The following is a 22,847-nucleotide window of genomic DNA, read 5'->3' as shown; positions in this document are numbered from 1 at the left end:
CGTTTGACCAGCGCCTGCCCGCACTGAACCAACTCGTGGAGTCGCTGGACCAGCCATGGGTGCAGGCGGTGCTCCAGCAGCGTGTGGCGAGTGACGCCGCACTGCAAAAGCTGCTGCTGCGCACCGTGCGCGCGGGTGGCGAGGGGCTGATGCTGCACCGGGGCGCATCGATGTACCGCGCAGGGCGCAGTGACGACCTCATCAAGGTCAAGACCCACGAAGACACCGAAGCCAAGGTGGTCGCCCATCTGCCCGGCCAGGGCCGCCACGCTGGACGGCTGGGCGCCCTGGTGGTGGAGATGCCTTCGGGCCAGCGGTTCCGGCTGGGCGCAGGGTTGACCGATGTAGAGCGCGACCACCCGCCGCCCGTGGGCAGCTGGGTGACCTACCGCTTTCGGGGCACCCACGACAGCGGAGTGCCGCGCTTCGCGAGTTTTGTGCGAGTGCGAGAGGACATGCCGCCGATCCGCTGACAGGGCCACAGCGACCCCTGGCCGATCCCGGCCCTGCGATGCGGCGGCCATGCCAGCGGGCGGGCAGCCCCTCCCATCAGTTGCGCAATCAGTTCGGCAACAGGACCTTGTCCACCACGTGGATCACGCCGTTGGACTGGTACACGTCGGCAATCGTCACCGTCGCCGTACCGCCCTTTTCGTCCGTCACCATGACGGCATTGCCGCTGGCCTTGGCGGTGAGCGTACCGCCCGCCACCGTCTTGAGGCTGGCCATGCCTTTGCCGTCAGCAATCATCTTGGACAACGCAGCAGCGTCGTACTTGCCCGCCACCACGTGGTAGGTGAGCACCTTGGTCAGGGTGGGCTTGCTCTCGGGCTTGAGCAGCGTGTCCACCGTGCCGGCGGGCAATGCGGCAAACGCCGCATTGGTGGGCGCAAACACCGTGAACGGACCGGGGCCCTTCAGCGTCTCAACAAGGCCTGCCGCCTTGACCGCCGCCACCAGGGTGGTGTGGTCCTTGGAGTTCACGGCGTTGTCGATGATGTCCTTGCTGGCCAGCATGGGCGCACCGCCCACCATGACCTGTGCCGCGGCAGGCACTGCGGCAGCGGCCATGGCTGCGGTGAGGGCGATGGTGGCAAGGCGGGCGTTGAATCGAAGGGTCATGGGAATCTCCTGAGAGGTGTGTGAAGACAGTCGTCACCGCATGAAAACCACGCGGCTGACAGTCAATACGGCAGCACCACAACAGCGGATTCAAATGCACAAAAAAATCGCTCCGCCAGCCATGCCGGGGGAGCGATTTTCGAGACGCTGGTGCACCCACATACCAGCGCGAAGACGTGCTTACACGTTGCGCCCGTACGGGCCGTCGTCGCCCACCTGCACCAGGTTCTTGGCGGTCGCCAGTGGCTTGGGGTTCTTGCCGGTCTTGCCTTGCTCTGCCACGCAGTCGGCGTAGTAGCGCACCTGGCCGTTCTCGTCTTCCACTTCCACCAGGCCGTGGATATCGGTCTCAAAGCCCGGGCACAGCTTGGCGAATTCGCGGGCGAACTTGAGGTAGTCCACGATCTTCTTGTTGAACACCTCGCCCGGGATCAGCAGTGGAATGCCTGGGGGGTACGGTGTGACCAGGCCCACGGTGATGCGGCCTTCCAGGTGGTCGATCTCCACGCGCTCGGTGGTGCGGTGCGCAATGTGCGCGTACGCATCCGAGGGCTTCATGGCGGGCGTGAGGTCCGACAGGTACATCTCGGTGGTCAGGCGCGCGATGTCGTACTTGGCGTACATCTCGTGCACGTGCTGGCACAGGTCCTTGAGACCCATGCGTTCGTAGCGCTTGTGCTGCTGGCAGAACTCGGGAAGGATGCGCCACATGGGCTGGTTCTTCTCATAGTCGTCCTTGAACTGCTGCAGCGCCGTCAGCAGCGTGTTCCAGCGGCCCTTGGTGATGCCGATGGTGAACATGATGAAGAAGCTGTACAGGCCCGTCTTCTCCACCACCACACCGTGCTCGGCGAGGTACTTGGTCACGATGGACGCGGGGATGCCGGTCTTGTCGAACTTGCCGTCCAGGCTCAGGCCCGGCGTGACGATGGTGGACTTGATCGGGTCCAGCATATTGAAGCCGTCAGCCAGCTGGCCGAAGCCGTGCCACTTGCTGCCCTTCTTGCTCTTGCTGTCGCTGCGGATGATCCAGTCTTCTGCGCGGCCAATGCCCTCGTCGGTGAGCTTTTCAGGGCCCCAGACCTTGAACCACCAATCGTTCTTGCCGAACTCTTCTTCCACCTGGCGCATGGCGCGGCGAAAGTCGAGTGCCTCCAGAATGCTTTCTTCCACCAGCGCGGTGCCGCCAGGTGGCTCCATCATCGCAGCGGCCACATCGCAGCTGGCGATGATGCTGTACTGAGGGCTGGTGCTGGTGTGCATCAGGTACGCCTCGTTGAACAGGTGGCGGTCGAGCTTGGTGGTCTGCGAGTCCTGCACCAGCACATGCGATGCCTGGCTGATACCGGCGAGCAGCTTGTGGATGGACTGTGTGGCGTACGTCACCGAGTGCTTGGGGCGTGTGCGCTTTTTGCCCATGGCGTGGTAGCTGCCATAGAACGGGTGGAACGCCGCGTGCGGCAGCCAGGCCTCGTCAAAGTGCAGGTTGTCCACATAGCCGTCGAGCATGCCCTTGATGGTCTCGGTGTTGTACAGCACGCCGTCGTAGGTGGACTGCGTGAGCGTCAGCACGCGGGGCTTGACCTTCTTGGCATCCACGCCCTTGAGCAGCGGGTTGGCCTTGATTTTGGCCTCGATCGCCTTGGGCTCGAACTCGCTTTGCGGGATGGGGCCGATGATGCCGAAGTGGTTGCGCGTGGGCTTCATGAACACAGGGACGGCCCCGGTCATGATGATGCTGTGCAGGATGGACTTGTGGCAGTTGCGGTCCACCACCACCACATCCCCGGGCGCCACAGTGTGGTGCCACACCATCTTGTTGGACGTGGACGTACCGTTGGTCACAAAGAAGCAGTGGTCGGCATTGAAGATGCGCGCGGCGTTGCGCTCGCTCTCGCCAATGGCACCGTTGTGGTCCAGCAGCTGGCCCAGCTCTTCCACCGCGTTGCACACGTCGGCGCGCAGCATGTTTTCGCCGTAGAACTGGTGGTACATCTGGCCCACGGGGCTCTTCAGGAAGGCAACGCCGCCGGAGTGACCGGGGCAGTGCCAGCTGTACGAGCCGTCTTCGGCGTAGTCCAGCAGCGCCTTGAAGAAGGGTGGCTGCACGCTCTCCAGGTAGCTCTTGGCCTCGCGGATGATGTGGCGCGCCACGAATTCGGGGGTGTCCTCGAACATGTGGATAAAGCCGTGCAGCTCGCGCAGGATGTCGTTGGGCAGGTGGCGGCTGGTCTTGGTCTCACCGTGCACATAAATGGGCACTTCGGCGTTCTTGCGGCGCACCTCGCCAATGAAGTTGCGCAGGCTCAGCACGATGGGGTCCAGCCCTTCGCCCTCGGAGAATTCTTCATCGTCGATGGACAAGATGAAGGCACTGGCGCGGCTTTGCTGCTGCGCAAACTGCGAGAGATCGCCATAGCTGGTGACACCGACCACTTCAAAGCCCTCGGCCTCAATGGCCTGTGCAAGCGCACGAATGCCAAGCCCCGAGGTGTTCTCGGAACGATAGTCTTCATCGATGATGATGATGGGAAAGCGAAACTTCATGCGCAGCCTCCAAGGAGCCGTGGCCTGCCCGGCCAAAAAACGAAATAGGCGCGAAGTGTAAGGAATAACGTTGACGCGCCTTTGAACTGCCATCCTTTTGACCCAGAATGTGGTGCACTAAACACAACCACACAAGGAGGTTCTACATGGAGGCATCCACCATCTGGTGGCTGGCAGCAGGGGCCGTGGTCGTGGCAGAACTGCTCACCGGCACGTTCTATTTGCTGATGGTGGCCCTGGGGCTGGTAGCCGCCGCCCTGGCCGCCCACCTGGGCCTGGCGTCCGCAATGCAGATGGTGTCGGCCGCCATTGTGGGCGGCGGGGCCGTCGTGGCCTGCTACCTGCTGCGGAGAAAGCGCCCCGGCGATCCGTCTGCACGTGCGGACCGCAGCGTGAACATGGACGTAGGCGAAACCATCCTCATCGAAAGCTGGAGCCCCGACGGCACCACCACCGTGAAGTACCGGGGCGCCCAATGGACGGCCATGCACCGCCCCGGCGTCACCCCGTCTACTGGCATGCATCGCGTCGCCGAGCTGGTGGGCAACCGCCTGCTGGTGGACCCGCTGTAAACACCGAAGACTCCCAGTCGATACCCAAGAAAGGTTTCCCATGGAAATTGCCATCGTCATCCTGATCATTGCCGTGATCTTCATCGCCCGCTCGGTCAAGGTCGTGCCCCAGCAAAACGCCTGGGTCAAGGAACGCCTGGGCAAATATGCGGGCACGCTGACCCCCGGGCTGAACTTTCTGATCCCCTTTGTGGACAAGGTCGCCTACAAACACAGCCTGAAGGAAATTCCGCTCGATGTGCCCAGCCAGGTCTGTATCACGCGCGACAACACGCAGCTGCAGGTGGACGGCATCCTGTACTTTCAGGTCACCGACCCCATGCGCGCCAGCTATGGGTCGAGCAACTACATCATGGCCGTGACCCAGCTGGCGCAGACCTCGCTGCGCTCGGTCATCGGTAAGCTCGAACTCGACAAGACCTTCGAAGAGCGCGACATCATCAACGCGCAGGTGGTGCAGGCCATCGACGAAGCCGCCCTGAACTGGGGTGTGAAGGTGCTGCGTTATGAAATCAAGGACCTGACCCCGCCCAAGGAAATCCTGCACGCCATGCAGGCCCAGATCACAGCGGAGCGGGAGAAGCGCGCACTGATCGCCGCCTCAGAAGGCCGCCGCCAGGAGCAGATCAACATCGCCACCGGCGAGCGTGAGGCCTTCATCGCCCGCTCCGAGGGCGAAAAACAGGCCGTCATCAACAAGGCCCAGGGCGAGGCCGAATCCATCAAGGCCGTGGCCGAAGCCAACGCCCAGGCTATCGAACGCGTGGCCGCAGCCATCCGCCAGCCCGGTGGCGAGCAGGCCGTGCAGCTCAAGGTGGCTGAAAAAGCCGTGGATGCCTACAGCCAAGTCGCGTCGGACGCCACCACCACCCTCATCGTGCCCAGCAACATGACCGAGGTGTCGGCGCTGATCGGCTCGGCAATGAAGATGGTGCAGACATCCCAAAAGGCAGGCTGACAAGGTGTCGGCCCACTGAAATTTTCAGGCGATACCGATCAGCGACCGGAATGCACCCAATCCTGTGGCTATAATCGAGGGCTTCGGAGAGGTGGATGAGCGGTTTAAGTCGCACGCCTGGAAAGCGTGTGTGGGCTAATCCCCACCGCGGGTTCGAATCCCGCCCTCTCCGCCACATACCAACCCAGGTGATTCCGGTCACCTGGGTTTTTTGTTGTGGGGGCTGGCTTCTTGCACACAGGACCCCGGCGCTTTGGGCTGAACATCAACGACTGTGCGCCCCGCTCGGCGCATGACAGTGTCTGCGACAGCCATGGCCATTCATGTCAACGACCCTGCGATTGCGGGGCTGGGGCTGACCTCCAGCGTGGTGCGCAGGAGCACACCGGGTGCAGTGCCCACACTGGACCTGCAGGCCATACAGGTCCCGGTGCTGGTCTACCACCATGCCAGGGACGGCTGCAAACACTGCCAGGCCCGCGATACGCCCGCCATTCTGAGAGGGCTGGCGCGGGCGCAGGTCAAAAAACTCATGGTGGTCCATGGCGTCGCTAACCCCCATCGGTGATAAGTGTGCTGGCCAACATTGGCCCGGCTTCATTGGCATCGAGCAGGAGGCCATTGCCCAGATCACCGCTTGGATTCAGACGCCCGCGCCCTGATCTATTCATGCCGCGATGACCGCTGGACGGCTCCACAGGAGCCCTCTGCAGTCCGTCCGCTCGGCACTCCATCCGCCTCCCACTCAAGGCCCTGAACCGCACCTCCGGACGCTTGCAGGGCGCGGAACGTTTCTGGCAGGTTTGTAAAGGCAACAGGCCGTAACAGTTGCCCATGGAGCCCTGTTATGGCACTTGTCTTACACGCGGAACTGCGGCACTTTGCTGAAATCCTAGCCAGCAGCCATTGAGGTTGCACCGGGAGGTCATTGCGGCCCCCACCCCTTTTCTCAAAAGGACTTCACCATGAAACGCCATTCCTTACCGCCGGGAGCGCGCGCGTTGATAGCGTTCATCGGAACCGTGGTGCTGGCAGTGCTGGCGGCGGTTTCATTGCTGATGCCGGACGTGGCCGTGCAGTCTGTGGATTCGATGTCGCACGGGCTTACCGGGCTCGACCAGATTTTGTCCACCAGCTTTCTGGACCACTGAGTTGTGATGCGTGCAGAAGTGGCTGGCGCTGCGCTGCAGCGCGTGTGGGTCCAAACAGCAACACAGTAGTAAAAAGCATAGCATCGGAGTACCATTCTGTGCTGCACACCGGGACTTTTCGGTGGCATTCTGGAATGGAGGACGATCGTGACCACACGTTTTCGCATCTCTGCAAACCGTTTTTTCTTGATTCACTCCCCGAAATTCTGGGGTTCGATGGTGTTGCTGGCCGCTGTGGCGGGCTGTTCCAGCCCCCGCGACAACGCCTTGGACGAGTTCTCGCGCTGGTACGACGGTGCCAGGGCCCAGGCCCAGGCAGGGGCCATGAGCTGGAGCGAGCTGTACAAGCAAAGCTTTGACCGCCTGACCGCCCTGCCCCCCTCCCTGCAACAAGACACACGTCTCGAAAACACGGTGCTGCTGCTGTCTGTGGCCCGCAAGCTGGAGTCCAACGAGATCAGCCCCCAGCAGTTCGCCATGGAGCGAGACGACATCGAGACCCAGTTGCAGGCTCGCCTGCGCTGACGAAGCCACCAGTAGCGGCAATGCGGCTTCTGGCGGCCTGGTCAATGGCTTGAGTGGCGGTTGCTGAAGCAACTCGGGCAGCTTTTTTGCCCGCGCCACGGCTCGTTACCTGCCTCCTCCCTAGCGTGGCGGCCAACGCTATCGAGACGTAAACCCCGACTGCTCCACCACCCTCACGCGACGGCGCAATGCTTCGGCTGCCGCAGTATCCCCGGCAGCCTCTGCCCTTTGCACCTCCAGCAGCAACCATGCCATCAGCGGCCTGCGCCAGCCCTGTGCCGACGCGGTATCGGTGGCTGTGGCGATGACTGCCGGGCTGGCGTGCCCCGTCTGCAACAACACGCCCGCCGCCACCAAGCGCGAAAGGGGGTCGGCAATGCCTGCCAAGGTGGCAGCGTTGCCTGCCGTGGCGACCGCACGCTGCGCCGGTGGCAATAGGGCCACCTGGCCGGCCTGCACGCGGCCCGCCAGATAGTCGGCGTAGGCCTGCTCGGGCGCAGCGGCGTCGGCGCGCAAGGCCTCAAAACGCTCGCACGGTTCGGTGACCAGACTCGCCACCTGGGCCGCGCAGCGCATCAGCTCCAGGCGCGCCAGCAGATCGGGGCGCCCCGTGCGCGCCACTTCGGCGCGGGCCCGGTCCCATTCGAGCTTCTCCACGCGCGCGTTGCCGGACAGATAGGCCTCGATGGCCTTCTGGGACGCACCCTGGGCGTTCATCTGCCAGTCAGGCACCGGGGGTTGGCTGGAACACGCAGCCAATGCGAAGGCACAGCCGATGGACAGGAGCCGCAATGCAGCCCGCAAACGAGGTGCAGCAGAGGGGTTCATGGCAGCTTCAGCTCCGTGTCGCGTGCAAAGGGCCATTTGCGGTTGATCTCGTTGACCAGGCTTTCCACCTTGCGCAGATTGCTTTCCACCTCGGCGCGCAACGCGCCCAGGTCCGTCGTGGCTTCGCGGGCATTGGCGCCAATGGCCTGGGCCTCCACCAGCACGGCATCCACCTTCTTGAGGCTGGTGCGGGTGTCGGACAACAAACCATTGAGCTGGGCCACGGTGGCGCGCACCTCAGGCACCAGCGCGTCCTTGTTGCCCTCGCTGCCAAACACCTGTTTGTCAGCGCGGGCGGCCATGCCGTCCAAGCGCGCCAGCAGCGCGTTGGTGCGCTCCAGCGTGGCGACAATCTTCTTCGCATCGGCTTCGTTGCCCATCAGCACGCCCAGGGCGCCGCCCGGCCCGTTCAGGCGCTCCGTGAGGGCCTTGACGTTGGTCAGGGTGTTGCCCAGCGCGGCGTCGGGCGACGTCAGGGCGTTCAGGTTGGTCAGCAGCTCGCGCGCGGTGGCCATGAGCTGCGGGATCTCCGCCGTGGCATCCCCGCGCAACACGGGTCGCACGGCGCCATCGGGCAGCGCGGGGTCGGTCAGGATGCCGGAGTACGCCCGGATGTTGGTGCCCCCCACCAGGCCGCGCACCAGCGTGAACACACTGGACTCGCGCAGCCAGTGTGCGTCCTTGCGGGGCACGTCCACCAGGATGCGGGCGTTGCCCGATTCGGCCAGCTCGATGCGCCGCACGCGGCCAATGGGAAAGCCCGAGAAGGTCATGTCCATGCCCACCACCACGCCTTCGGAGTCATCGGCCGTCAGCACCAGCGTCTGTGTGGGCTCGAAAGCGCCCCGCGCATACAGCAGGTACAGGCCCGATCCCACGATGAGGGCCAAGGTGAACAGCAGCAGCGCTGCAGCCTTGAGTTCCAGATAGGCCACCGGGCGCAGGGTCTCGACCGGGGGAATGTCAGCCCCGGCGGGAGGTGCAGCGGGGCCTTGCGACGGCTTGGAAGGATGGTCGTTCATGTCGTGCGGTTATGCGGGTGGGTGCATCTGGCGCAGCCCGTCAGTAGTAGTTGCCCATGAGCGAGGCCACCTCGATCAGCAGCAGCACCGCAAACATGCGGGCCAGGCCGCCCAGTTCCGAGTCGGGCTGGGTGCGTTCGCCGCTGTCATACAGCCCGGCAGCCATGGGGATCAGCGCCACGGCCAGGCTGAAGAACAGGGTCTTGAGCACAAACACCATGGTCACGCTGGGCGAAAACACCTGGCCGAACATGCGCGTATAGCTCGGCAGCCCCGCCATGTTGAAGCCGTACACCCCCAGGTACGCCAGCACCAGCGCCACCACGCAACTGAGCGCAGCCAGCGTGACGCAGGCAAACACCCCGGCAATCACGCGGGGCAGCAGTTCGATGCGCACCGGGTCAGAGCCCTGGCGGCGCAGCGCCTCGAACCGGCCCGTGAGCCGCAGGTGCGCCAGTTGCGAGCCGTTGGGAATGGTGCAGCGCATGGCCACAAACAAGGCGGCTGTGAGCGGGATGAGCTCCAGCACCAGCACGCGGATCACCATCTCCAGCGCATAGCGCGACAGCCCGTAGCTGAGCGCCGTGACCACCACAATGCGCGTGAGCACCAGGCTGATGAGCGCCGCCAGCACCGTGAAGCCCAACAGCACGGGCGCCGTGTCCAGATACAGGTGCCGGGCCAGCGCGCGGCGGGTGCCCTTGCCGTAGCTGGACGGCGACAACACCAGCACCAGCACCACCGCGCCCAGATACAGGATGCGCCACCAGGCCACCGCCCAGCGCCGCGCCGTGTTCCACACACGTTCGGGCAGGGAGAGGCCGGGAAGGCGCGAGATCATGGGCGGATCATAGCGGGGGCATGCGCCAGGGCAGCCCATGACAGGCTTCTGGAGATATTTGGGCCATTTTCGGGCGGTAGCGCTACAAACATATGCCCAAGCAGCTATCAATTAAATAGCAAATAGCACACACGCAGCCACGCCGTACAACAGCTGCTCACACATGGCGCTTGCCCTGGCCGGGAGGGGCGTTGACGCCCACGGGCTGCGCGTCAGCCCGCGCATGCAGTGCTTCGATGATGTGGCAGGTGGCGTCCGCGCCATCGCAACGGCTGCGCAGCGCCTGCAGGTCGGCCTCCAGCGCCTGCAGCTCGGCCAGGCGGGTGCGCACATGCACCAGGTGTGCATCCAGCGTGTCGCAAGCGGCATGGCAGTCCGTCTTGCTGTCCCAGTCCAGCGCCAGCAAGGTCCTGACCTCGTCCAGCGACATGTCCATGGCGCGGCACAGGCGGATAAACCGCAGCTGGTGCACGTCGGCGCTGCTGTAAAGGCGGTAGCTGTTGTCGCCGCGCGCACCGGGCGGCAGCAGCCCCTCTTTTTCGTAGTACCGGATATTGGCGGCCGACACGCCGGACTGCTGGGCGGCCTCGCCAATGCGGAACTGTGCAGCCTGGGGATCCATGGGCTTGACCTTCAAGTGACTTCAAGGTTTCCAATGATGCCATCGCTTTCCAAAACCGCCAGGAGAAAACACCATGTCCGCCCATTGCCATCAAGGCCACCACGACCACAGCGCCCCCGGCCACAGCCACGATGCCCCCGTCAGCGCAGACCCGCGCTACCGCCGCATCCTGTGGATTGCGCTCGTCGTCAACGCCGCCATGTTTGTGGTGGAACTGGGCGCGGGCACCCACTCGGGCTCGGCGTCGCTGCTGGCCGACGCCATCGACTTTCTGGGCGATGCGGCCAACTATGGCCTGTCGCTGTGGGTGCTGGCCATGGCGCTGACCTGGCGCGCACGCGCCGCCCTGCTCAAAGGCGCCAGCATGCTGGCGTTTGGCGTGTTCGTGATCGGCCGGGTGGCCTGGGGGGTGTGGCAAGGGGTTCCGCCCGAGCCCTTCACCATGGGTGGCGTGGGCCTGCTGGCGCTGGCGGCCAACCTGGGTGTGGCCGCCCTGCTCTACGCCTGGCGCGAAGGTGACGCCAACATGCGCGGCGTGTGGCTGTGCACCCGCAACGACGCGCTGGGCAACCTGGCCGTGATGGCGGCCGCGCTGGGGGTGCTGGGCACGGGCACGGCCTGGCCCGACCTGGCGGTGGCGGCCGTCATGGCGGGCCTGGCCATCAGCGGCGGCTGGAGCGTGATCCGCCACGCGCGGCAGGAGCTGGCCAGCACCGCCGCCGCCCCCGCAGCACACGGGCACTGATCCATGCGCGTACGCCTGTCCACTCCGCTCAACGCACCGCCCGAATGGGTGGCTGCGCAACTGCAAAGCACATCAGTGTTCCGCCACATCACGGCGCCTCTGGTGCGGTTCAAGCGCCCTGGCGGCGCGCCCTGGCCCACCCACTGGTCTCCCGGTGATCTGCCGTTGCAGATGCGGCTGCTGGGGCTGCTGCCCATGGGCTCGCAAACCGTGCGCATCTCCATCGAGCCATCTGCCCAGGCCGGTGCCTGGCCCACGCTGCGCGACAACGGCGAGGGCACGCTGATGCGGCGCTGGGACCACCGCATCACGCTGCAGCCGCTGCGGGGCGGCCGCACGCTCTATACCGACGACATCGACGTGGTCGCGCGCCAGCTGCCCTGGCTGATGACGCCCCTGAGCGCGGCGTTTGCCCAGGTGTTCTACCGGCACCGACAACGGCGCTGGCGCCAGCTGGCGGCGCGCCACACAGCAGCACCCAGGGCTGACCCCTTGCAGAGGGAGCGCGCATTCGACCACCTGCTGGCAGCGTTTGCGCGCGATGCCGACGCACCGCCTGCCACCCGCTGGCAATGGCTGGAGGCCGCGCACGTGCTGGGGCAGACCACGCTGTCCCTGCATTGGCGGTCACACAGGGCCATGCTGCGCTACGCCCTGCAGTTGCGCGACCTGCGCGAGGCCGGCGGACAGGTACTGCGGCTGGCACTGGTGCCCCTGGGCCACGCGCTGGCGCGGCTGCCCATCGGCAACACGGGCCGGGCGCAGGTCAGTGCGCTGGCGCCCATGGCGCCGCAGCCGCACATCACGCAGCTGATCGACGGGGCGTTGGCGGCTGCCAGCCTATCGGCCACCCAATTTCAGCCAAAAACCGATGCTGGCGCCTGAATCATATGCGCTGGCAGCTATCAAATCAGGAGTAAGCGGTTGACCGGCGCGATGGCAAGCTGGCACCCGGAAGTTGACGCACGACAAGCCCGGCATGGGGCTTGCATGGTCCAATCCCATGCCTGTGCGCCGCCCTCTGCCCCGGGGGCCGCGAGTACAGCCTTCATCCCTTTGCCCTTTGCCCATGCCATCCCGCTCCCCTGCCGCCCCCACAGCCCCCGCCCCGCTGGTCGTGCCCCACAGCCTGACGGAAGACGCCGTGGCCATCTTCACCGGGGTGCTGCTCATCTCGGTGGGGGTGGCATTTTTCACCAGCGCGGGGTTGCTCACGGGTGGCACGGCGGGGCTGGCGTTTTTGCTGCACTACGCCACGGGCATCGGCTTTGGCAAGATCTTCTTTGTGCTCAACCTGCCGTTTTATTGGCTGGCGCTGCGCAAGCTGGGCCGGGCCTTCACCGTCAAGACTTTCATCGCGGTGCTGCTGTTGTCGCTGCTGACCGAGCTGCAGTCGCAACTGCTGCAATTCGCGCAGTTGCAGCCGCTGTATGCCGCCATTGCGGGCGGGCTGATCACCGGCACGGGGTTTCTGGTGCTGTTCCGCCACCGCTGCAGCCTGGGCGGCGTGGGCATTGCGGCGCTGTACCTGCAGGACCGCTACGGCTGGCGCGCAGGCAAGGTGCAGATGGCGGTGGACTGCTGCATCGTGCTGCTGGCCCTGTGGACGGTGGAGCCCGTGCGCGTGGCCTGGTCCATTGCGGGCGCCGTGGCGCTCAACCTGGTGCTGGCCATGAACCACCGGCCGGGCCGCTACATGGCGGTGTAGGCCCCGGCCAAGGGCGGTTGAGCGCCCTGCAGAGACACACCGTCTACGTGGACACCTGCCAGCCCAGCCCACTGTGCAGCCGGTGCTCCAGCACCTCGATGGGCACCGGGCGGCTGAACAGGTAGCCCTGCCACAGCGTGCAGCCGTGGCGCTCCAGAAACGCGCGCTGCGCCTCGGTCTCCACCCCCTCGGCAATCACGTCGATGCCCAGGCTCTGCGCCATGCCGATGATGGTCTGCACTATGAGCGCGTCGGTGTGCTGGATGCCAATGTTGCGCACAAAGCTCTGGTCGATCTTGAGCTGGTCCAGCGGCAGCCGCGTGAGGTACGACAGCGACGACTGGCCGGTGCCAAAGTCATCCATCGAAAAGCGCAGGCCCAGCGCGCGCAGTGCATTCATCTTGGCGATGGTGTCGTCCACGTTGTCCAGCGCCAGACTCTCGGTCAGCTCCAGCTTCAGGCGGTCGGGTCGCGCGCCAGTCTGCCGCAGCACGGCCACCACCTGCTCCATGAAGTCGGCCTGGCGGAACTGGCGCGCGCTCACGTTCACCGCCAGTTGCAGGTCGGCCGTGGCAGGGTCGTCCTGCCAGCGGCGCAGCTGGCTGCAGGCGGTCTGCAGCACCCACAGGCCGATGGGCAGGATCAGCCCGGTCTCTTCGGCCAGCGGGATGAACTCGAACGGCGGCACCATGCCGCGCGCCGGGTGGTTCCAGCGGATCAGTACCTCGGCCCCCACCACATGCTTGCCGCAGCCCACCTGCACCTGGTAGTGCAGTGTGAACTGGCCCTGTTCCAGGGCCGTGCGCAGGTCATTCTCCAGCGCCGCGCGGGCAGTGACGGCGGCCTGCATGCGCGGGTCAAAAAAGCGGATGCCATTGCGCCCGGCGGTCTTGGCGGCATACATGGCCAGGTCGGCGTGCTTGACCACATCTTCCACCGTCTGCGCCTGGCCGCTGAACAGCACGGCGCCCACACTGGTGGTGCTGTGCACATGGTGTGATGCGAGCTGGTAGGGCTGGTTGAGCGCGGCCAGAATCTTTTCGCCCACCATCTGCGCCTGCTCGGCAGCGTCGGTGGCGAGGGCGCCCAGGTCTTCCAGCAGCACCAGAAACTCGTCACCACCCAGCCGCGCGACGGTGTCACCTTCACGCACACAGGCCGTCAACCGCTGGGCCACCTGCTGCAGCAGCACATCGCCCATGTCGTGGCCCAGGGTGTCGTTCAGGGTCTTGAAGTGGTCCAGGTCCAGGCACAGCAGCGCCCCTTGCAGGCCAGCGCGCGCACTGGTGGCAAACGCCTGCTGCAGGCGGTCCATCATCAGGCGGCGGTTGGGCAGGTGGGTGAGCGGGTCGTAGAACGCCAGGTGCTCGATCTCCCGCGCCGCAGCCGCGCTCTGGGTGATGTCATTGAGGGTGGCGACATAGTGCGTCAGCACCCCGTGCTGGTCCGTCACGGCGGTGATGGCCATGAAGTGCAGGTTCACCTCGCCGCTCTTGCAGCGGTTCCACAGCTCGCCCTTCCACTCGCCGGTGCTGGCCAGGCTGGCCCACATGGCATCAAAAAATGCCTTGTCATGGTGGCCCGAGGCCAGCAGGCTGGTGCGGCGGCCCACCACCTCGTCGGCGCTGTAGCCGGTGATGCGGCTGAACGCGCGGTTGGTGCGCAGGATGAGGGTGTCCGCGCCGGTGACGATCATGCCCTCCTGCGACTCAAACGCAATGGCGGCAATGCGCAGCTCGTTCTCGTCGCGCTTGCGGGCGGAGATGTCCTTGCCCACGCCCCGATAGCCACAAAACACACCGTCTTCATCAAACACGGGCGTGCCGCTGATGGACACCCAGTACGAGCAGCCCTGCTGGTCGCGGCGCTCGAACTCGAAGTCGCGGAACTCCTGGTGGCGCTCCAGCAGCGCGCGGTGCTCTTCCCACAGCGCGTCGCTCATGCCCGGTGCAGCCAGCTCCCAGCGCGTCTTGCCCATGTGCAGCGCGGCCTCCTGCACCAGCCGGTCATCGGCCCGGCCTTCCACATGCGTGAGGCGAAACTGCGCGTCCTGCTCCCAGTACCAGTCGGACGACAACGCGGTGAGGGTGCGAAAACGCGCCTCGTTGTCCTCCAGCTTGCGGCGCACGCGGTAGGACTCGCTCACGTCGCTGAACACCAGCACCACCCCCACGATCTGCCCCTGGGAGTTGCGAATGGGAGCGGCGCTATCGGCAATGTGGTACTCGGCGCCATGCCGGGCCTGCAGGGTGGTGTGGTTGCTCAATGCCACCACCTGGCCCCGGTCCATCACCAGCTGCACCGGGTCCACCTGCGGCTCGCGGGTACCGGTGTTGATGATGCGGAACACCTCGGGCAGCGGCTGGCCCATGGCCTGTGCCAACGGCCAGCCTGTCAGGCGCTCGGCCACCACGTTCATGCGGGTGATGCGGCCTTGCGCATCGGTGGCGATCACGCCATCGCCGATGGAAAGCAGCGTGATGGCCAGGTTTTCTTCGCTCTGGCGCAGTTCGGCCTCGGCTTTCTGTCGCGTCAGGGCCATGCGGTCAAAGCGGCGGCCCAGCTCGGTCAGCTCCTGCAGCCCCGTGGCGGGAACGCGCGATACATAGCGCCCCTCGGCCAGCTCGTCCGTGGCGTGCATCAGGCGCCTCAGGGGCCGCATCACGCCGCGCCGCACGCCCACTTGCGCCACGGCAAATGACAGCACCAGGCCGCCCAGCAAGAACGCCATCTCGGTCCACATGCGGCTGTTGGCCGCGGCGTACAGGTTGTCCAGCGGCACGGCCAGGCTCATGGTGGCCACCGGTTTGCCGCCTGCCTCGATCAGCGGCTGGAACACCACCAGCTCGGGCGCGCCATCAGGGCGGTACCGCTGGCGCTGCCCCTGGGGCGTTTGCAGCACCAGGGCGCGGAACTCGGCATCGGCAAACGGTGCCCCCAGCTCGCTGGCATCGGGCGGGTAGCGCGCCAGCACGCGCCCCTCAGGGTCGGACACCCGGGCCACCGCGCCGTCCGGCAGCCCCAGGTCGGTGAGCCGCCGGCTCCACCACTCCAGCGACACCACCGCCACGGCGGCCGCCACCACCTCCTGCGTGCCGGGCGGTATCACCGGGTAGGCAAAGTTGACACTGGCCACCTGGGCGGCGCGGTCCACCTGAAAGCTGCCCACCGCAAAGTCCCGCCCCAAAATCGTCTGCTGAAAATATGGGCGGTTGGCGACGTTGACAGGAGCCTTGAGCGGACGCGCATTGCACAGCAGCTCGCCGTCCGCCCGTGGCACGCCAATGTTGACGTAGGTGGCATTGAGCGACAGCACTTCGGCCAGGTAACGCCCACACTGGGACGCTGAAGGGTCGTGCACCTGCGGCATGGCGGCCAGCTGCTGCAGAAACTGGCGGGTGTTCTGGATCAGCCGCTGCTGGGTGCCAGCCACCGACTGCAGGGTCTGCAGCGCGCGTTCTTCTGCCGCAGCAATCGCGTCTGTGCGGTGGGCCCGTGCCTGGTACACCACCAGCAGCACCGCTGGCAGCGTGGCCCACAGCACCAGCCAGCGAATCCGCGCGGACAAGGTGCTCCACATTCCAGCGACCCATGAGGGCATACCGACCTTTCTGTGCAAGAGAAAGAACGCTTGAGCACATATCTGCCGACAGCCGCTGACAAACGCGCAGACATGTTTCGTCACATGTTACTGCCCATGGTCGGAAAAGGCATTCACGATTTGCGCAGGGTTGCCCGCAGCGCCAGAAAGTGGTTACCTGCGGAACCTTGAGCGGCTCCGCCGTATCATTGAAGGATGCGTCGCGGCTTCTTCTTCCTGCTGATGGTGGTGCTGGTCCTTCGGGGCCTGACGGGCACGGCCATGGCGGCGGGCATTGTGGCTCCGCTGCTGCCTGCAGGCGCCGCGCAGCATACCGAGGCCCATCAGCCTACGGCGGAAGGCATGGTCCACGACCACGACCAGGGCCATCCCCACGATCATTCCGCAACCCTTGCGCAGGCGGAGGGCGTGGCACCCGCCGACGCCCATGCCCACCATGGCGCCCCGGCCGCCGAGCCCGGCATCGACCACACTGCCAGCCACTCTGCGGCCTGCCAGAACCCCGATGCGGGCTGCAAATCGGGCCACGACCACGACCACGACCACCACAGCGCCAGTTGCTCGGCCTGCGAAATCTGCCACTCGGCCATGCTGGGCCTGCCCGCATCGCCGACCCCCGCCCCCCTGCCCGCCGGAGCCCTGCTGCCCCTGGCCTCTGCGCAGTTTGACAGCGCCCCTGCGGCGCTGGCCATCAAACCACCCATCGCCTGATCTCCGACGCCCGAAGTGCGTCTGCCATAGCCTGATAGCCCCTGAACAACGGGGTTCGTCGGACGGCAGTGCACTGTTTTTTCGTTCGTTGTCTGGAGATCGCCATGCGCGCCCCTGCCATTTTTCTCTCCTTGCCATCGCCCGGGCCATCGTGGCCGATGCGATTGGCTTGTCTTGCCCTGTTGTCGCCCTTGCTGGCGCAAGCCCAGGGCCCATCTGCATCCGACGCTACCCGCGCCGATGCGCCCACGGCCCCCCTGCCGTACACGGCCATGCCGCCGCAGCCCCCGCTGGTGGACGCCTTGCCCACCCCCCAGGCCTGGCGCCAGACGCACGAGGCCGTGGGCGCGTTCCCGCGCGGCCATGCGGACATCTTGGCCTGGGAGGCGCAAAAAGGCTCAGCACCTACTCCCACGCCCGCAGCCTCCACCGCTACCTCCATGCCACACCATCCCCAGGGCATGCAGGACGGCATGCCGCATGGGAAGCAGCACGGCACACGCCATGAAATGCATCACGGAAGCCCGGGGAGTGCCCACCCCGCCCACCACCCCGAGCAGAAGGGCAAGCCATGATCAGCGCCCATCGCCTCTCCATACTGGCTGCCGCCACCCTGCTGGCGGGCTGCGCCAGCGTGTCGCCCGACGGCCTGCGCAGTGATGTCGCGGCCCTCACTGCGGGCCGTACCGCCGGTGTACCCCAGGCGGCCTTGCCCGCCACAGACCCGAGCGCTCGCGCAAAGGCCCAGCAGTCCGTCGACGGCTGGCTCGCGCAACCCCTGACACAAGACGCCGCCGCGCGCATTGCCCTGCTCAACAACCCCGGCTTGCAAGCCCGGCTGGCCGCGCTGGGCGTGGCCGATGCCGAGCGGGTGCAGGCCATCACGCTGCCCAACCCGCACCTGACCCTGGGGCGCTTCACCAACAGCCAGGAACGCGAGATCGAACGCACCCTGGCCTTTGGCCTGATGGACCTCATCACCCTGCCCTGGCGCACCCAGCGCGAGGCCGAGCACCTGCAGATTGCCACGCTGCAGGCCGCGCAGGACGTGGTGCAACTGGCCGCAGACACCCGCCGCGCCTGGCTGCGGGCGGTGGCGGCCGAGCAGGTGGCCGCCACGCACGACCGCATGGTGGAAGCCGCCGAGGCCGGGGCCGAGCTGGCGCACCGCATGGCGCAGGTCGGCAACTGGAGCCGCCTGCAACAAGCCCGCGAACAGGCCGTGCTGCACGATGCCACCCGCCAGCGTGCCCGCGCCCGCCTGGCCGCAGCCACCGAGCGTGAGCAGCTCAACCGCCGCATGGGCCTGTGGGGGCAGCAAACCCAATACCAGCTGGCCCAGCAGCTGCCGCCCCTGCCCACCACCGCCTTACCCGCCGATGGCATCGAAGCCACCGCGCTGCGCGAGCGGCTGGACGTGCAAGCTGCCCGCCGCCAGCTGGACACCCAGGCCACGCGCCAGGGCTGGAGCCGTGCGGGCGCCGTGTTTGGTGACATTGGGCTGGCATACAGCCGCAACACCGCGACCGAACGCGACACCGGCCGCAGCGACATCAAGCGCGGCTGGGAGATCGAGCTGCCCCTGCCCCTGTTCGACTGGGGTGGTGCAGCCCGCACCCGCGCCCAGGCCGAGGTGGAGCAAAGCGCCGCCCAGCTGCAAGACACCGCCGTGCGCGCCCGCAGCGAGGTGCGCGCCGCCTGGCTCACCTACCGCACGGCCCTCGACCTGGCGCGCCAGCAGCAGGCTGAAGTAGTGCCCCTGCGCCAGCTCATCGCCGACGAGACCACGCTGCGCTACAACGGCATGCTGGCCAGCGTGTGGGACATGCTGGCCGAAGCACGCAACAGCACGCAGGCCGTGGCCAACGCCATCGAAGCGCAGCGCGACTTCTGGCTGGCCGAGACCGACCTGCAACTGGCGCTGACGGGCACCTCGCCCGGCGCACTGCAGGGCCTCACCTCCGGCGCCGCAGCCTCCTCCACCCCACAAGGCCACTGACATGAACCGCCGCAATTTCTTTTCTGGCGCCGCCACGGCCGTGGCCGCAGCCTCCGTCAGCCGCGTGGCCCTGGCCGCGCTGCCCGAGCCCGCCACACAGTCCAGCGCCGACACCGCGCCGCCGCGGCACCCGCCCACGGGCCGCCCCTACAACCCGGTGGTCACTTTGAATGGCTGGACCGCCCCCTGGCGCATGAACGCAGGCGTCAAGGAGTTCCACCTGGTGGCCGAACCCGTGGTGCGTGAGGTGGCGCCTGGCTTCATGGTCAACATGTGGGGCTACAACGGCCAGAGCCCCGGCCCCACCATCGAAGTGGTCGAAGGCGATCGCGTGCGCATCTTCGTCACCAACCGCCTGCCTGAACACACCACCATCCACTGGCACGGGCAGCGCCTGCCCAACGGCATGGACGGCGTGGGCGGCCTCACCCAGCCCGCCATCCAGCCCGGCAAGACCTTTGTATACGAGTTTGTGACGCGGCGCCCCGGCACCTTCATGTACCACCCGCAAGCCGACTAGATGGTGCAGATGGCCATGGGCATGATGGGCCTGTGGATCACCCACCCCAAGGGTAGCCATCCGCAGATCGCCAAGGTACAGCGCGACTACGCGTTTCTGCTCAACGCCTTTGACGTGGAGCCCGGCAGCATGACCCCCAAGGTCAACACCATGCTGGACCACAACATCTGGTGCTGGAACAGCCGCGTGTTCCCTGCCATCAGCCCGCTGGTGGCGCGTCAGGGCGAGCGCGTGCGCATCCGCGTGGGCAACCTCACCATGACCAACCACCCTATCCACCTCCATGGGCACGAGTTTGAAGTGACCGGCACCGACGGCGGCCCCGTGCCCAAAAGCGCGCGCTGGCCGGAGGTGACCACCGACGTGGCCGTGGGCCAGATGCGGCAGGTGGAGTTCATCGCCGACGAACCCGGCGACTGGGCCCTGCACTGCCACAAAAGCCACCACACCATGGGCGCCATGGGGCACGCCGTGCCCACCATGATCGGCGTGGACCACCGGGGCCTGGTCGGCAAGATCCAGAAGATCGTGCCCGACTACATGGTGATGGGCGAGCGCGGCATGGCCGACATGGGCGCCATGGAGATGCCGCTGCCCGACAACACCTTCCCGATGATGACCGGCACCGGCCCCTTCGGCCCGCTGGAGATGGGCGGCATGTTCACCACGCTCAAGGTGCGCGCTGACCAACCCGCAGGCAGCTATGCCGACCCCGGCGACTTCAGGCAGCCACGCGGCACCCAGGCCTTTGAATGGCAAGGCGCACCGGCCGCCACACCACGCCCTGCACGCACCGACACCCCAGGCACCGCCCCAGGCGCGGCCAATGCAGGCAAGCCCGCTGCCAGCGGCCACCAACATTGATGCCAACGATCACCATGAACACTATTAAATTCATAGCTGCCTGGGCAATATGCACTAGCGCATTCGGCACTTTTGCTGCCTATGGGCATGAAAACATGCCCCACCGCACCTCCACAGCCCCCGTGGTCAAAGAGCAAAAAGACTGGGGCATTGCAGGCGATGCCCAGCAGGTGCGCCGCACGATCACCGTGCGCATGGGCGACGACATGCGGTTCAGCCCCCGCCACATCGAAGTGCGCGAGGGCGACACCGTGCGGCTGCGCGCACAGAACAAAGGCCAGGTGCTGCACGAGATCGTGATCGGCACCAAGGCGGAGCTGGACCAGCACGCCGAGATGATGAAAAAGCACCCGGGCATGGAACACGACGAGCCTTACATGGCCCATGTGGCGGCGGGCAAGGCCGGCGACATCGTGTGGCACTTCAACCGCGCAGGCAGCTTTGACTTTGCCTGCCTCATCCCCGGCCATTACCAGGCCGGCATGACCGGCACCATCACCGTGCTGCCCCGCCATCCATAACGCCAGGAGAAACACCATGACCCTACAACGCCCTCGGGCTGCATCCGCATCCATGACCGCGCTCCCCAGCCCTGCCCGCCGCCAATGGCTGGCCACCACTCTGCCTCTGCTGGGCGCGGGGTTGGCCGTCGCTTTGCTGCCGGTTGGGTCCCGCGCCGCCACCAACACGCCCACACCGCTGGAAGTGTGGAAAGACCCCAACTGCGGCTGCTGCCAGGACTGGGTGGACCACATGCAAGCCAACGGCTTTGCCGTGAAGGTGCATGCCACCGGCAACAACGCCGTGCGTGCCCGCCTGGGACTGCCGCCAAAACTGGGTTCGTGCCACACCGCGCTGGTGGGCGGCTACCTGGTGGAAGGCCACGTGCCCGCCAGCGATGTGCGCAAGCTGCTGCAGCAAAAGCCCAAGGCCCTGGGCCTGGCCGTGCCGGGCATGCCCGTGGGATCGCCAGGCATGGACGGCGCCGTGTATGGCGACCGGCGCGACCCGTACGACGTGCTGCTGGTGGCCCACGACGGCAGCACGCGCATCTTCAACAGCTACAACAAAAAGGCATCCACATGACCCAGCACCTCTTCTCCATCCCGCTGGCTGCCGCCCTGTTTGTCCTGGTTGCAGGGCCCGCCCTGGCGCAGGCGCCTGCAGGGGCTGCCGCAGACAGCCACAGCAGCCACCACCCCGCCGCCACCGCACCGTCCGCGCCACCGGCGGATCTGAGCGAAGGCGAAATCACCCGCTGGGACCCGCGCACCCTGCGCCTGACCCTCAAACACGGCGAGATCAAGAACCTGGAGATGCCGCCCATGACCATGGTGTTCCGCGTGGCGGACGCCGGCGTGGTGGGCGACCTGAAACCCGGCGACAAGGTGCGCTTTCGGGCCGAACAGGTCAGCGGTGCCTACCACGTCCAACGGATCGAGAAAGCGCCCTGACGCGACTCCACGTGCAGCGCCAGGGCCCTGATGCTGCGCAACTGTCGCCCGGCCCCAGGGCACCATAATCACCAGCCATGAGTTCTCCACACGCAATGGCTGGCGACGCTGGCAGCATCACCCGCGTGGCCGGCATCGAGGTCGGCCACTTCACCGAAACCCGCCGCCCCACGGGCTGCACCGTCATCATCACCCGCGAGGGCGCTGTGGCCGGGGTGGATGTGCGCGGTGCCGCACCCGGTACGCGCGAGACGGATTTGCTCCACCCCTCCAACCTGGTGGACAAGGTGCACGCCATCATGCTCGCGGGCGGCAGCGCCTGGGGGCTGGATGCCGCCACCGGCGCCGTGCGCTGGCTGGAAGAGCGCGGCGTGGGTTTCGACGTGGCCGTGGGCCGCCTGCCCATCGTGCCCGCCGCCGTGCTGTTCGACCTGCTGGTGGGCGACATGCGCGTGCGCCCCGATGCCGCGGCAGGCTACGCGGCGTGCGAGGCCGCCTCCACCGCAGACCCGGCCGAAGGTAACGTGGGCGCGGGCACCGGTGCGGCGCTGGGCAAGATCTTCGGCATTCAGCGTGCGATGAAGGGTGGCATCGGTACCGCCTCCGTCACCGTGGACGGCGTCACGGTAGGTGCCCTCATCGCCTGCAATGCGCTGGGCGACGTGATCGACCCCGACACCGCGCAAGTGATTGCCGGGGCCCGGACCGACGACGGCCTGCGGTTGCGCGACACGCGCCGCGCCCTGCTGCGCGGCGACCCGCCCCAGCCCCTGCTGGCGGGCACCAACACCACCATCGGTGTGGTCGCCACTGACGCGGTCATCTCAAAGGTGCAGGCCCACCGCCTGGCCGTGGCCGCGCACGACGGGCTGGCACGCAGCATCAACCCCGTGCACACCATGTCGGACGGCGACACCCTGTTCAGCCTGGGCACGGGCCGCAGCGGCAGGAGCCCGGGCATGATGGTGCTGGCCACCATGGCGGCCGAGGCCACAGCCATCGCCACGGCGCGGGCAGCACGGGCTGCGCGCGCCATCACTACCGCCGAGGGGCTGTC

General features: G+C 66.6%; 23 protein-coding genes, 1 tRNA gene and 1 pseudogene. 18 read left to right on the top strand and 7 right to left on the bottom strand.

The window, feature by feature from the left end; all coding sequences use genetic code 11:
• A partial coding sequence (locus tag AC04MI_RS14735) for a DNA ligase (RefSeq protein ID WP_476498052.1) occupies positions 1 to 473 on the top strand: 473 nt, incomplete at its 5' end.
• Between the two features lie 88 nt (positions 474 to 561).
• Here AC04MI_RS14735 and AC04MI_RS14730 read toward each other — a convergent pair.
• Together AC04MI_RS14730 and AC04MI_RS14725 are read right to left on the bottom strand one after the other, a co-directional pair.
• The gene (locus AC04MI_RS14730) at positions 562 to 1,122 is read right to left on the bottom strand and encodes a fasciclin domain-containing protein (protein WP_436077032.1); all 561 of its coding nucleotides are present in this window, start codon (positions 1,120 to 1,122) and stop codon (positions 562 to 564) included.
• A gap of 180 nt (positions 1,123 to 1,302) precedes the next feature.
• A complete protein-coding gene (locus tag AC04MI_RS14725; RefSeq protein WP_056064046.1) occupies positions 1,303 to 3,669 on the bottom strand; it encodes an arginine/lysine/ornithine decarboxylase in 2,367 nt (788 codons plus the stop codon).
• A gap of 146 nt (positions 3,670 to 3,815) precedes the next feature.
• Between AC04MI_RS14725 and AC04MI_RS14720 the strand changes: the two genes are divergently transcribed.
• From AC04MI_RS14720 to AC04MI_RS14695, 6 genes are all read left to right on the top strand, one after another.
• The gene (locus tag AC04MI_RS14720) at positions 3,816 to 4,241 is read left to right on the top strand and encodes an NfeD family protein (protein ID WP_099730573.1); all 426 of its coding nucleotides are present in this window, start codon (positions 3,816 to 3,818) and stop codon (positions 4,239 to 4,241) included.
• A gap of 40 nt (positions 4,242 to 4,281) precedes the next feature.
• Entirely contained in the window at positions 4,282 to 5,199 is a 918-nt protein-coding gene (locus tag AC04MI_RS14715; RefSeq protein WP_056064052.1) for an SPFH domain-containing protein, read from the top strand.
• Positions 5,200 to 5,284: 85 nt separating this feature from the next.
• Positions 5,285 to 5,374, top strand: a tRNA-Ser gene (locus tag AC04MI_RS14710).
• Between the two features lie 138 nt (positions 5,375 to 5,512).
• The gene (locus tag AC04MI_RS14705) at positions 5,513 to 5,767 is read left to right on the top strand and encodes a hypothetical protein (protein WP_436077031.1); all 255 of its coding nucleotides are present in this window, start codon (positions 5,513 to 5,515) and stop codon (positions 5,765 to 5,767) included.
• A 397-nt stretch (positions 5,768 to 6,164) separates the two neighbouring features.
• Positions 6,165 to 6,350, top strand: coding sequence for a hypothetical protein (locus AC04MI_RS14700; protein ID WP_056064060.1), 186 nt, complete (start codon positions 6,165 to 6,167; stop codon positions 6,348 to 6,350).
• Positions 6,351 to 6,497: 147 nt separating this feature from the next.
• On the top strand, positions 6,498 to 6,875 hold the full coding sequence (locus AC04MI_RS14695; RefSeq protein WP_082522467.1) for a hypothetical protein: 378 nt from the start codon (positions 6,498 to 6,500) through the stop codon (positions 6,873 to 6,875).
• A 138-nt stretch (positions 6,876 to 7,013) separates the two neighbouring features.
• Here the strand turns inward: AC04MI_RS14695 and AC04MI_RS14690 are convergent, their stop codons facing one another.
• The 4 genes from AC04MI_RS14690 to AC04MI_RS14675 form a co-directional block, all read right to left on the bottom strand.
• Positions 7,014 to 7,703 (bottom strand): hypothetical protein, encoded by a 690-nt coding sequence (locus AC04MI_RS14690; RefSeq protein WP_436077030.1) that lies wholly within the window; start codon positions 7,701 to 7,703, stop codon positions 7,014 to 7,016.
• Entirely contained in the window at positions 7,700 to 8,725 is a 1,026-nt protein-coding gene (locus tag AC04MI_RS14685; protein WP_436077029.1) for an MlaD family protein, read from the bottom strand. The genes AC04MI_RS14690 and AC04MI_RS14685 overlap by 4 nt, the downstream gene beginning before the upstream one ends.
• Positions 8,726 to 8,765: 40 nt before the next feature.
• Positions 8,766 to 9,566, bottom strand: a complete 801-nt coding sequence (locus tag AC04MI_RS14680; protein WP_015014693.1) for an MlaE family ABC transporter permease — start codon at positions 9,564 to 9,566, stop codon at positions 8,766 to 8,768.
• 157 nt (positions 9,567 to 9,723) lie between these two features.
• Positions 9,724 to 10,188 carry a Cd(II)/Pb(II)-responsive transcriptional regulator gene (locus AC04MI_RS14675; RefSeq protein WP_436077028.1) on the bottom strand — a complete coding sequence of 155 codons (465 nt, stop codon included), beginning with the start codon at positions 10,186 to 10,188 and terminating at the stop codon, positions 9,724 to 9,726.
• 73 nt (positions 10,189 to 10,261) lie between these two features.
• Between AC04MI_RS14675 and AC04MI_RS14670 the strand changes: the two genes are divergently transcribed.
• From AC04MI_RS14670 to AC04MI_RS14660, 3 genes are all read left to right on the top strand, one after another.
• The gene (locus AC04MI_RS14670; RefSeq protein WP_436077027.1) at positions 10,262 to 10,933 is read left to right on the top strand and encodes a cation efflux transmembrane domain-containing protein; all 672 of its coding nucleotides are present in this window, start codon (positions 10,262 to 10,264) and stop codon (positions 10,931 to 10,933) included.
• Positions 10,934 to 10,936: 3 nt separating this feature from the next.
• Entirely contained in the window at positions 10,937 to 11,818 is an 882-nt protein-coding gene (locus tag AC04MI_RS14665; protein ID WP_436077026.1) for a DUF3703 domain-containing protein, read from the top strand.
• A gap of 184 nt (positions 11,819 to 12,002) precedes the next feature.
• Complete coding sequence (locus AC04MI_RS14660) at positions 12,003 to 12,641, top strand: YitT family protein (RefSeq protein ID WP_056746596.1); 639 nt, start codon at positions 12,003 to 12,005, stop codon at positions 12,639 to 12,641.
• A 43-nt stretch (positions 12,642 to 12,684) separates the two neighbouring features.
• Here AC04MI_RS14660 and AC04MI_RS14655 read toward each other — a convergent pair whose 3' ends face one another.
• Complete coding sequence (locus AC04MI_RS14655) at positions 12,685 to 16,242, bottom strand: bifunctional diguanylate cyclase/phosphodiesterase (RefSeq protein ID WP_436074940.1); 3,558 nt, start codon at positions 16,240 to 16,242, stop codon at positions 12,685 to 12,687.
• A gap of 195 nt (positions 16,243 to 16,437) precedes the next feature.
• Between AC04MI_RS14655 and AC04MI_RS14650 the strand changes: the two genes are divergently transcribed.
• From AC04MI_RS14650 to AC04MI_RS14615, 8 genes and pseudogenes are all read left to right on the top strand, one after another.
• Positions 16,438 to 16,953 carry a hypothetical protein gene (locus AC04MI_RS14650; RefSeq protein WP_436077024.1) on the top strand — a complete coding sequence of 172 codons (516 nt, stop codon included), beginning with the start codon at positions 16,438 to 16,440 and terminating at the stop codon, positions 16,951 to 16,953.
• Positions 16,954 to 17,057: 104 nt separating this feature from the next.
• The gene (locus AC04MI_RS14645) at positions 17,058 to 17,528 is read left to right on the top strand and encodes a hypothetical protein (protein WP_476498051.1); all 471 of its coding nucleotides are present in this window, start codon (positions 17,058 to 17,060) and stop codon (positions 17,526 to 17,528) included.
• A complete protein-coding gene (locus tag AC04MI_RS14640) occupies positions 17,525 to 18,952 on the top strand; it encodes a TolC family protein (protein WP_476498050.1) in 1,428 nt (475 codons plus the stop codon). The genes AC04MI_RS14645 and AC04MI_RS14640 overlap by 4 nt, the downstream gene beginning before the upstream one ends.
• Before the next feature lies 1 nt (position 18,953).
• Positions 18,954 to 20,336: pseudogene (locus AC04MI_RS14635) on the top strand (multicopper oxidase family protein).
• A gap of 14 nt (positions 20,337 to 20,350) precedes the next feature.
• Entirely contained in the window at positions 20,351 to 20,857 is a 507-nt protein-coding gene (locus tag AC04MI_RS14630) for a cupredoxin domain-containing protein (protein WP_043566642.1), read from the top strand.
• A gap of 16 nt (positions 20,858 to 20,873) precedes the next feature.
• Entirely contained in the window at positions 20,874 to 21,422 is a 549-nt protein-coding gene (locus AC04MI_RS14625) for a DUF411 domain-containing protein (protein ID WP_233250591.1), read from the top strand.
• Positions 21,419 to 21,790 (top strand): copper-binding protein, encoded by a 372-nt coding sequence (locus AC04MI_RS14620; RefSeq protein ID WP_436077021.1) that lies wholly within the window; start codon positions 21,419 to 21,421, stop codon positions 21,788 to 21,790. The genes AC04MI_RS14625 and AC04MI_RS14620 overlap by 4 nt, the downstream gene beginning before the upstream one ends.
• Positions 21,791 to 21,867: 77 nt before the next feature.
• Positions 21,868 to 22,847: P1 family peptidase (locus AC04MI_RS14615; protein ID WP_476498049.1), on the top strand; the 980-nt coding region annotated here is incomplete at its 3' end.

This window comes from Acidovorax sp. LjRoot204, from assembly GCF_056175785.1.
Note: the sequence above shows the minus strand (reverse complement) of the source record. Positions and strands in the feature narration are given on the sequence as shown.

What these genes read in the sequence shown, in the direction of transcription:
- AC04MI_RS14680 (WP_015014693.1), bottom strand. Translation starts at nt 9,566, where the DNA reads ATGATCTCGCGCCTTCCCGGCCTCTCCCTGCCCGAACGTGTGTGGAAC.
- AC04MI_RS14675 (WP_436077028.1), bottom strand. Translation starts at nt 10,188, where the DNA reads ATGGATCCCCAGGCTGCACAGTTCCGCATTGGCGAGGCCGCCCAGCAG.
- AC04MI_RS14650 (WP_436077024.1), top strand. Translation starts at nt 16,438, where the DNA reads ATGCGTCGCGGCTTCTTCTTCCTGCTGATGGTGGTGCTGGTCCTTCGG.
- AC04MI_RS14670 (WP_436077027.1), top strand. Translation starts at nt 10,262, where the DNA reads ATGTCCGCCCATTGCCATCAAGGCCACCACGACCACAGCGCCCCCGGC.
- AC04MI_RS14655 (WP_436074940.1), bottom strand. Translation starts at nt 16,242, where the DNA reads ATGCCCTCATGGGTCGCTGGAATGTGGAGCACCTTGTCCGCGCGGATT.
- AC04MI_RS14690 (WP_436077030.1), bottom strand. Translation starts at nt 7,703, where the DNA reads ATGAACCCCTCTGCTGCACCTCGTTTGCGGGCTGCATTGCGGCTCCTG.
- AC04MI_RS14640 (WP_476498050.1), top strand. Translation starts at nt 17,525, where the DNA reads ATGATCAGCGCCCATCGCCTCTCCATACTGGCTGCCGCCACCCTGCTG.
- AC04MI_RS14715 (WP_056064052.1), top strand. Translation starts at nt 4,282, where the DNA reads ATGGAAATTGCCATCGTCATCCTGATCATTGCCGTGATCTTCATCGCC.
- AC04MI_RS14630 (WP_043566642.1), top strand. Translation starts at nt 20,351, where the DNA reads ATGAACACTATTAAATTCATAGCTGCCTGGGCAATATGCACTAGCGCA.
- AC04MI_RS14705 (WP_436077031.1), top strand. Translation starts at nt 5,513, where the DNA reads ATGGCCATTCATGTCAACGACCCTGCGATTGCGGGGCTGGGGCTGACC.
- AC04MI_RS14625 (WP_233250591.1), top strand. Translation starts at nt 20,874, where the DNA reads ATGACCCTACAACGCCCTCGGGCTGCATCCGCATCCATGACCGCGCTC.
- AC04MI_RS14660 (WP_056746596.1), top strand. Translation starts at nt 12,003, where the DNA reads ATGCCATCCCGCTCCCCTGCCGCCCCCACAGCCCCCGCCCCGCTGGTC.
- AC04MI_RS14720 (WP_099730573.1), top strand. Translation starts at nt 3,816, where the DNA reads ATGGAGGCATCCACCATCTGGTGGCTGGCAGCAGGGGCCGTGGTCGTG.
- AC04MI_RS14685 (WP_436077029.1), bottom strand. Translation starts at nt 8,725, where the DNA reads ATGAACGACCATCCTTCCAAGCCGTCGCAAGGCCCCGCTGCACCTCCC.
- AC04MI_RS14620 (WP_436077021.1), top strand. Translation starts at nt 21,419, where the DNA reads ATGACCCAGCACCTCTTCTCCATCCCGCTGGCTGCCGCCCTGTTTGTC.
- AC04MI_RS14730 (WP_436077032.1), bottom strand. Translation starts at nt 1,122, where the DNA reads ATGACCCTTCGATTCAACGCCCGCCTTGCCACCATCGCCCTCACCGCA.
- AC04MI_RS14700 (WP_056064060.1), top strand. Translation starts at nt 6,165, where the DNA reads ATGAAACGCCATTCCTTACCGCCGGGAGCGCGCGCGTTGATAGCGTTC.
- AC04MI_RS14665 (WP_436077026.1), top strand. Translation starts at nt 10,937, where the DNA reads ATGCGCGTACGCCTGTCCACTCCGCTCAACGCACCGCCCGAATGGGTG.
- AC04MI_RS14645 (WP_476498051.1), top strand. Translation starts at nt 17,058, where the DNA reads ATGCGCGCCCCTGCCATTTTTCTCTCCTTGCCATCGCCCGGGCCATCG.
- AC04MI_RS14725 (WP_056064046.1), bottom strand. Translation starts at nt 3,669, where the DNA reads ATGAAGTTTCGCTTTCCCATCATCATCATCGATGAAGACTATCGTTCC.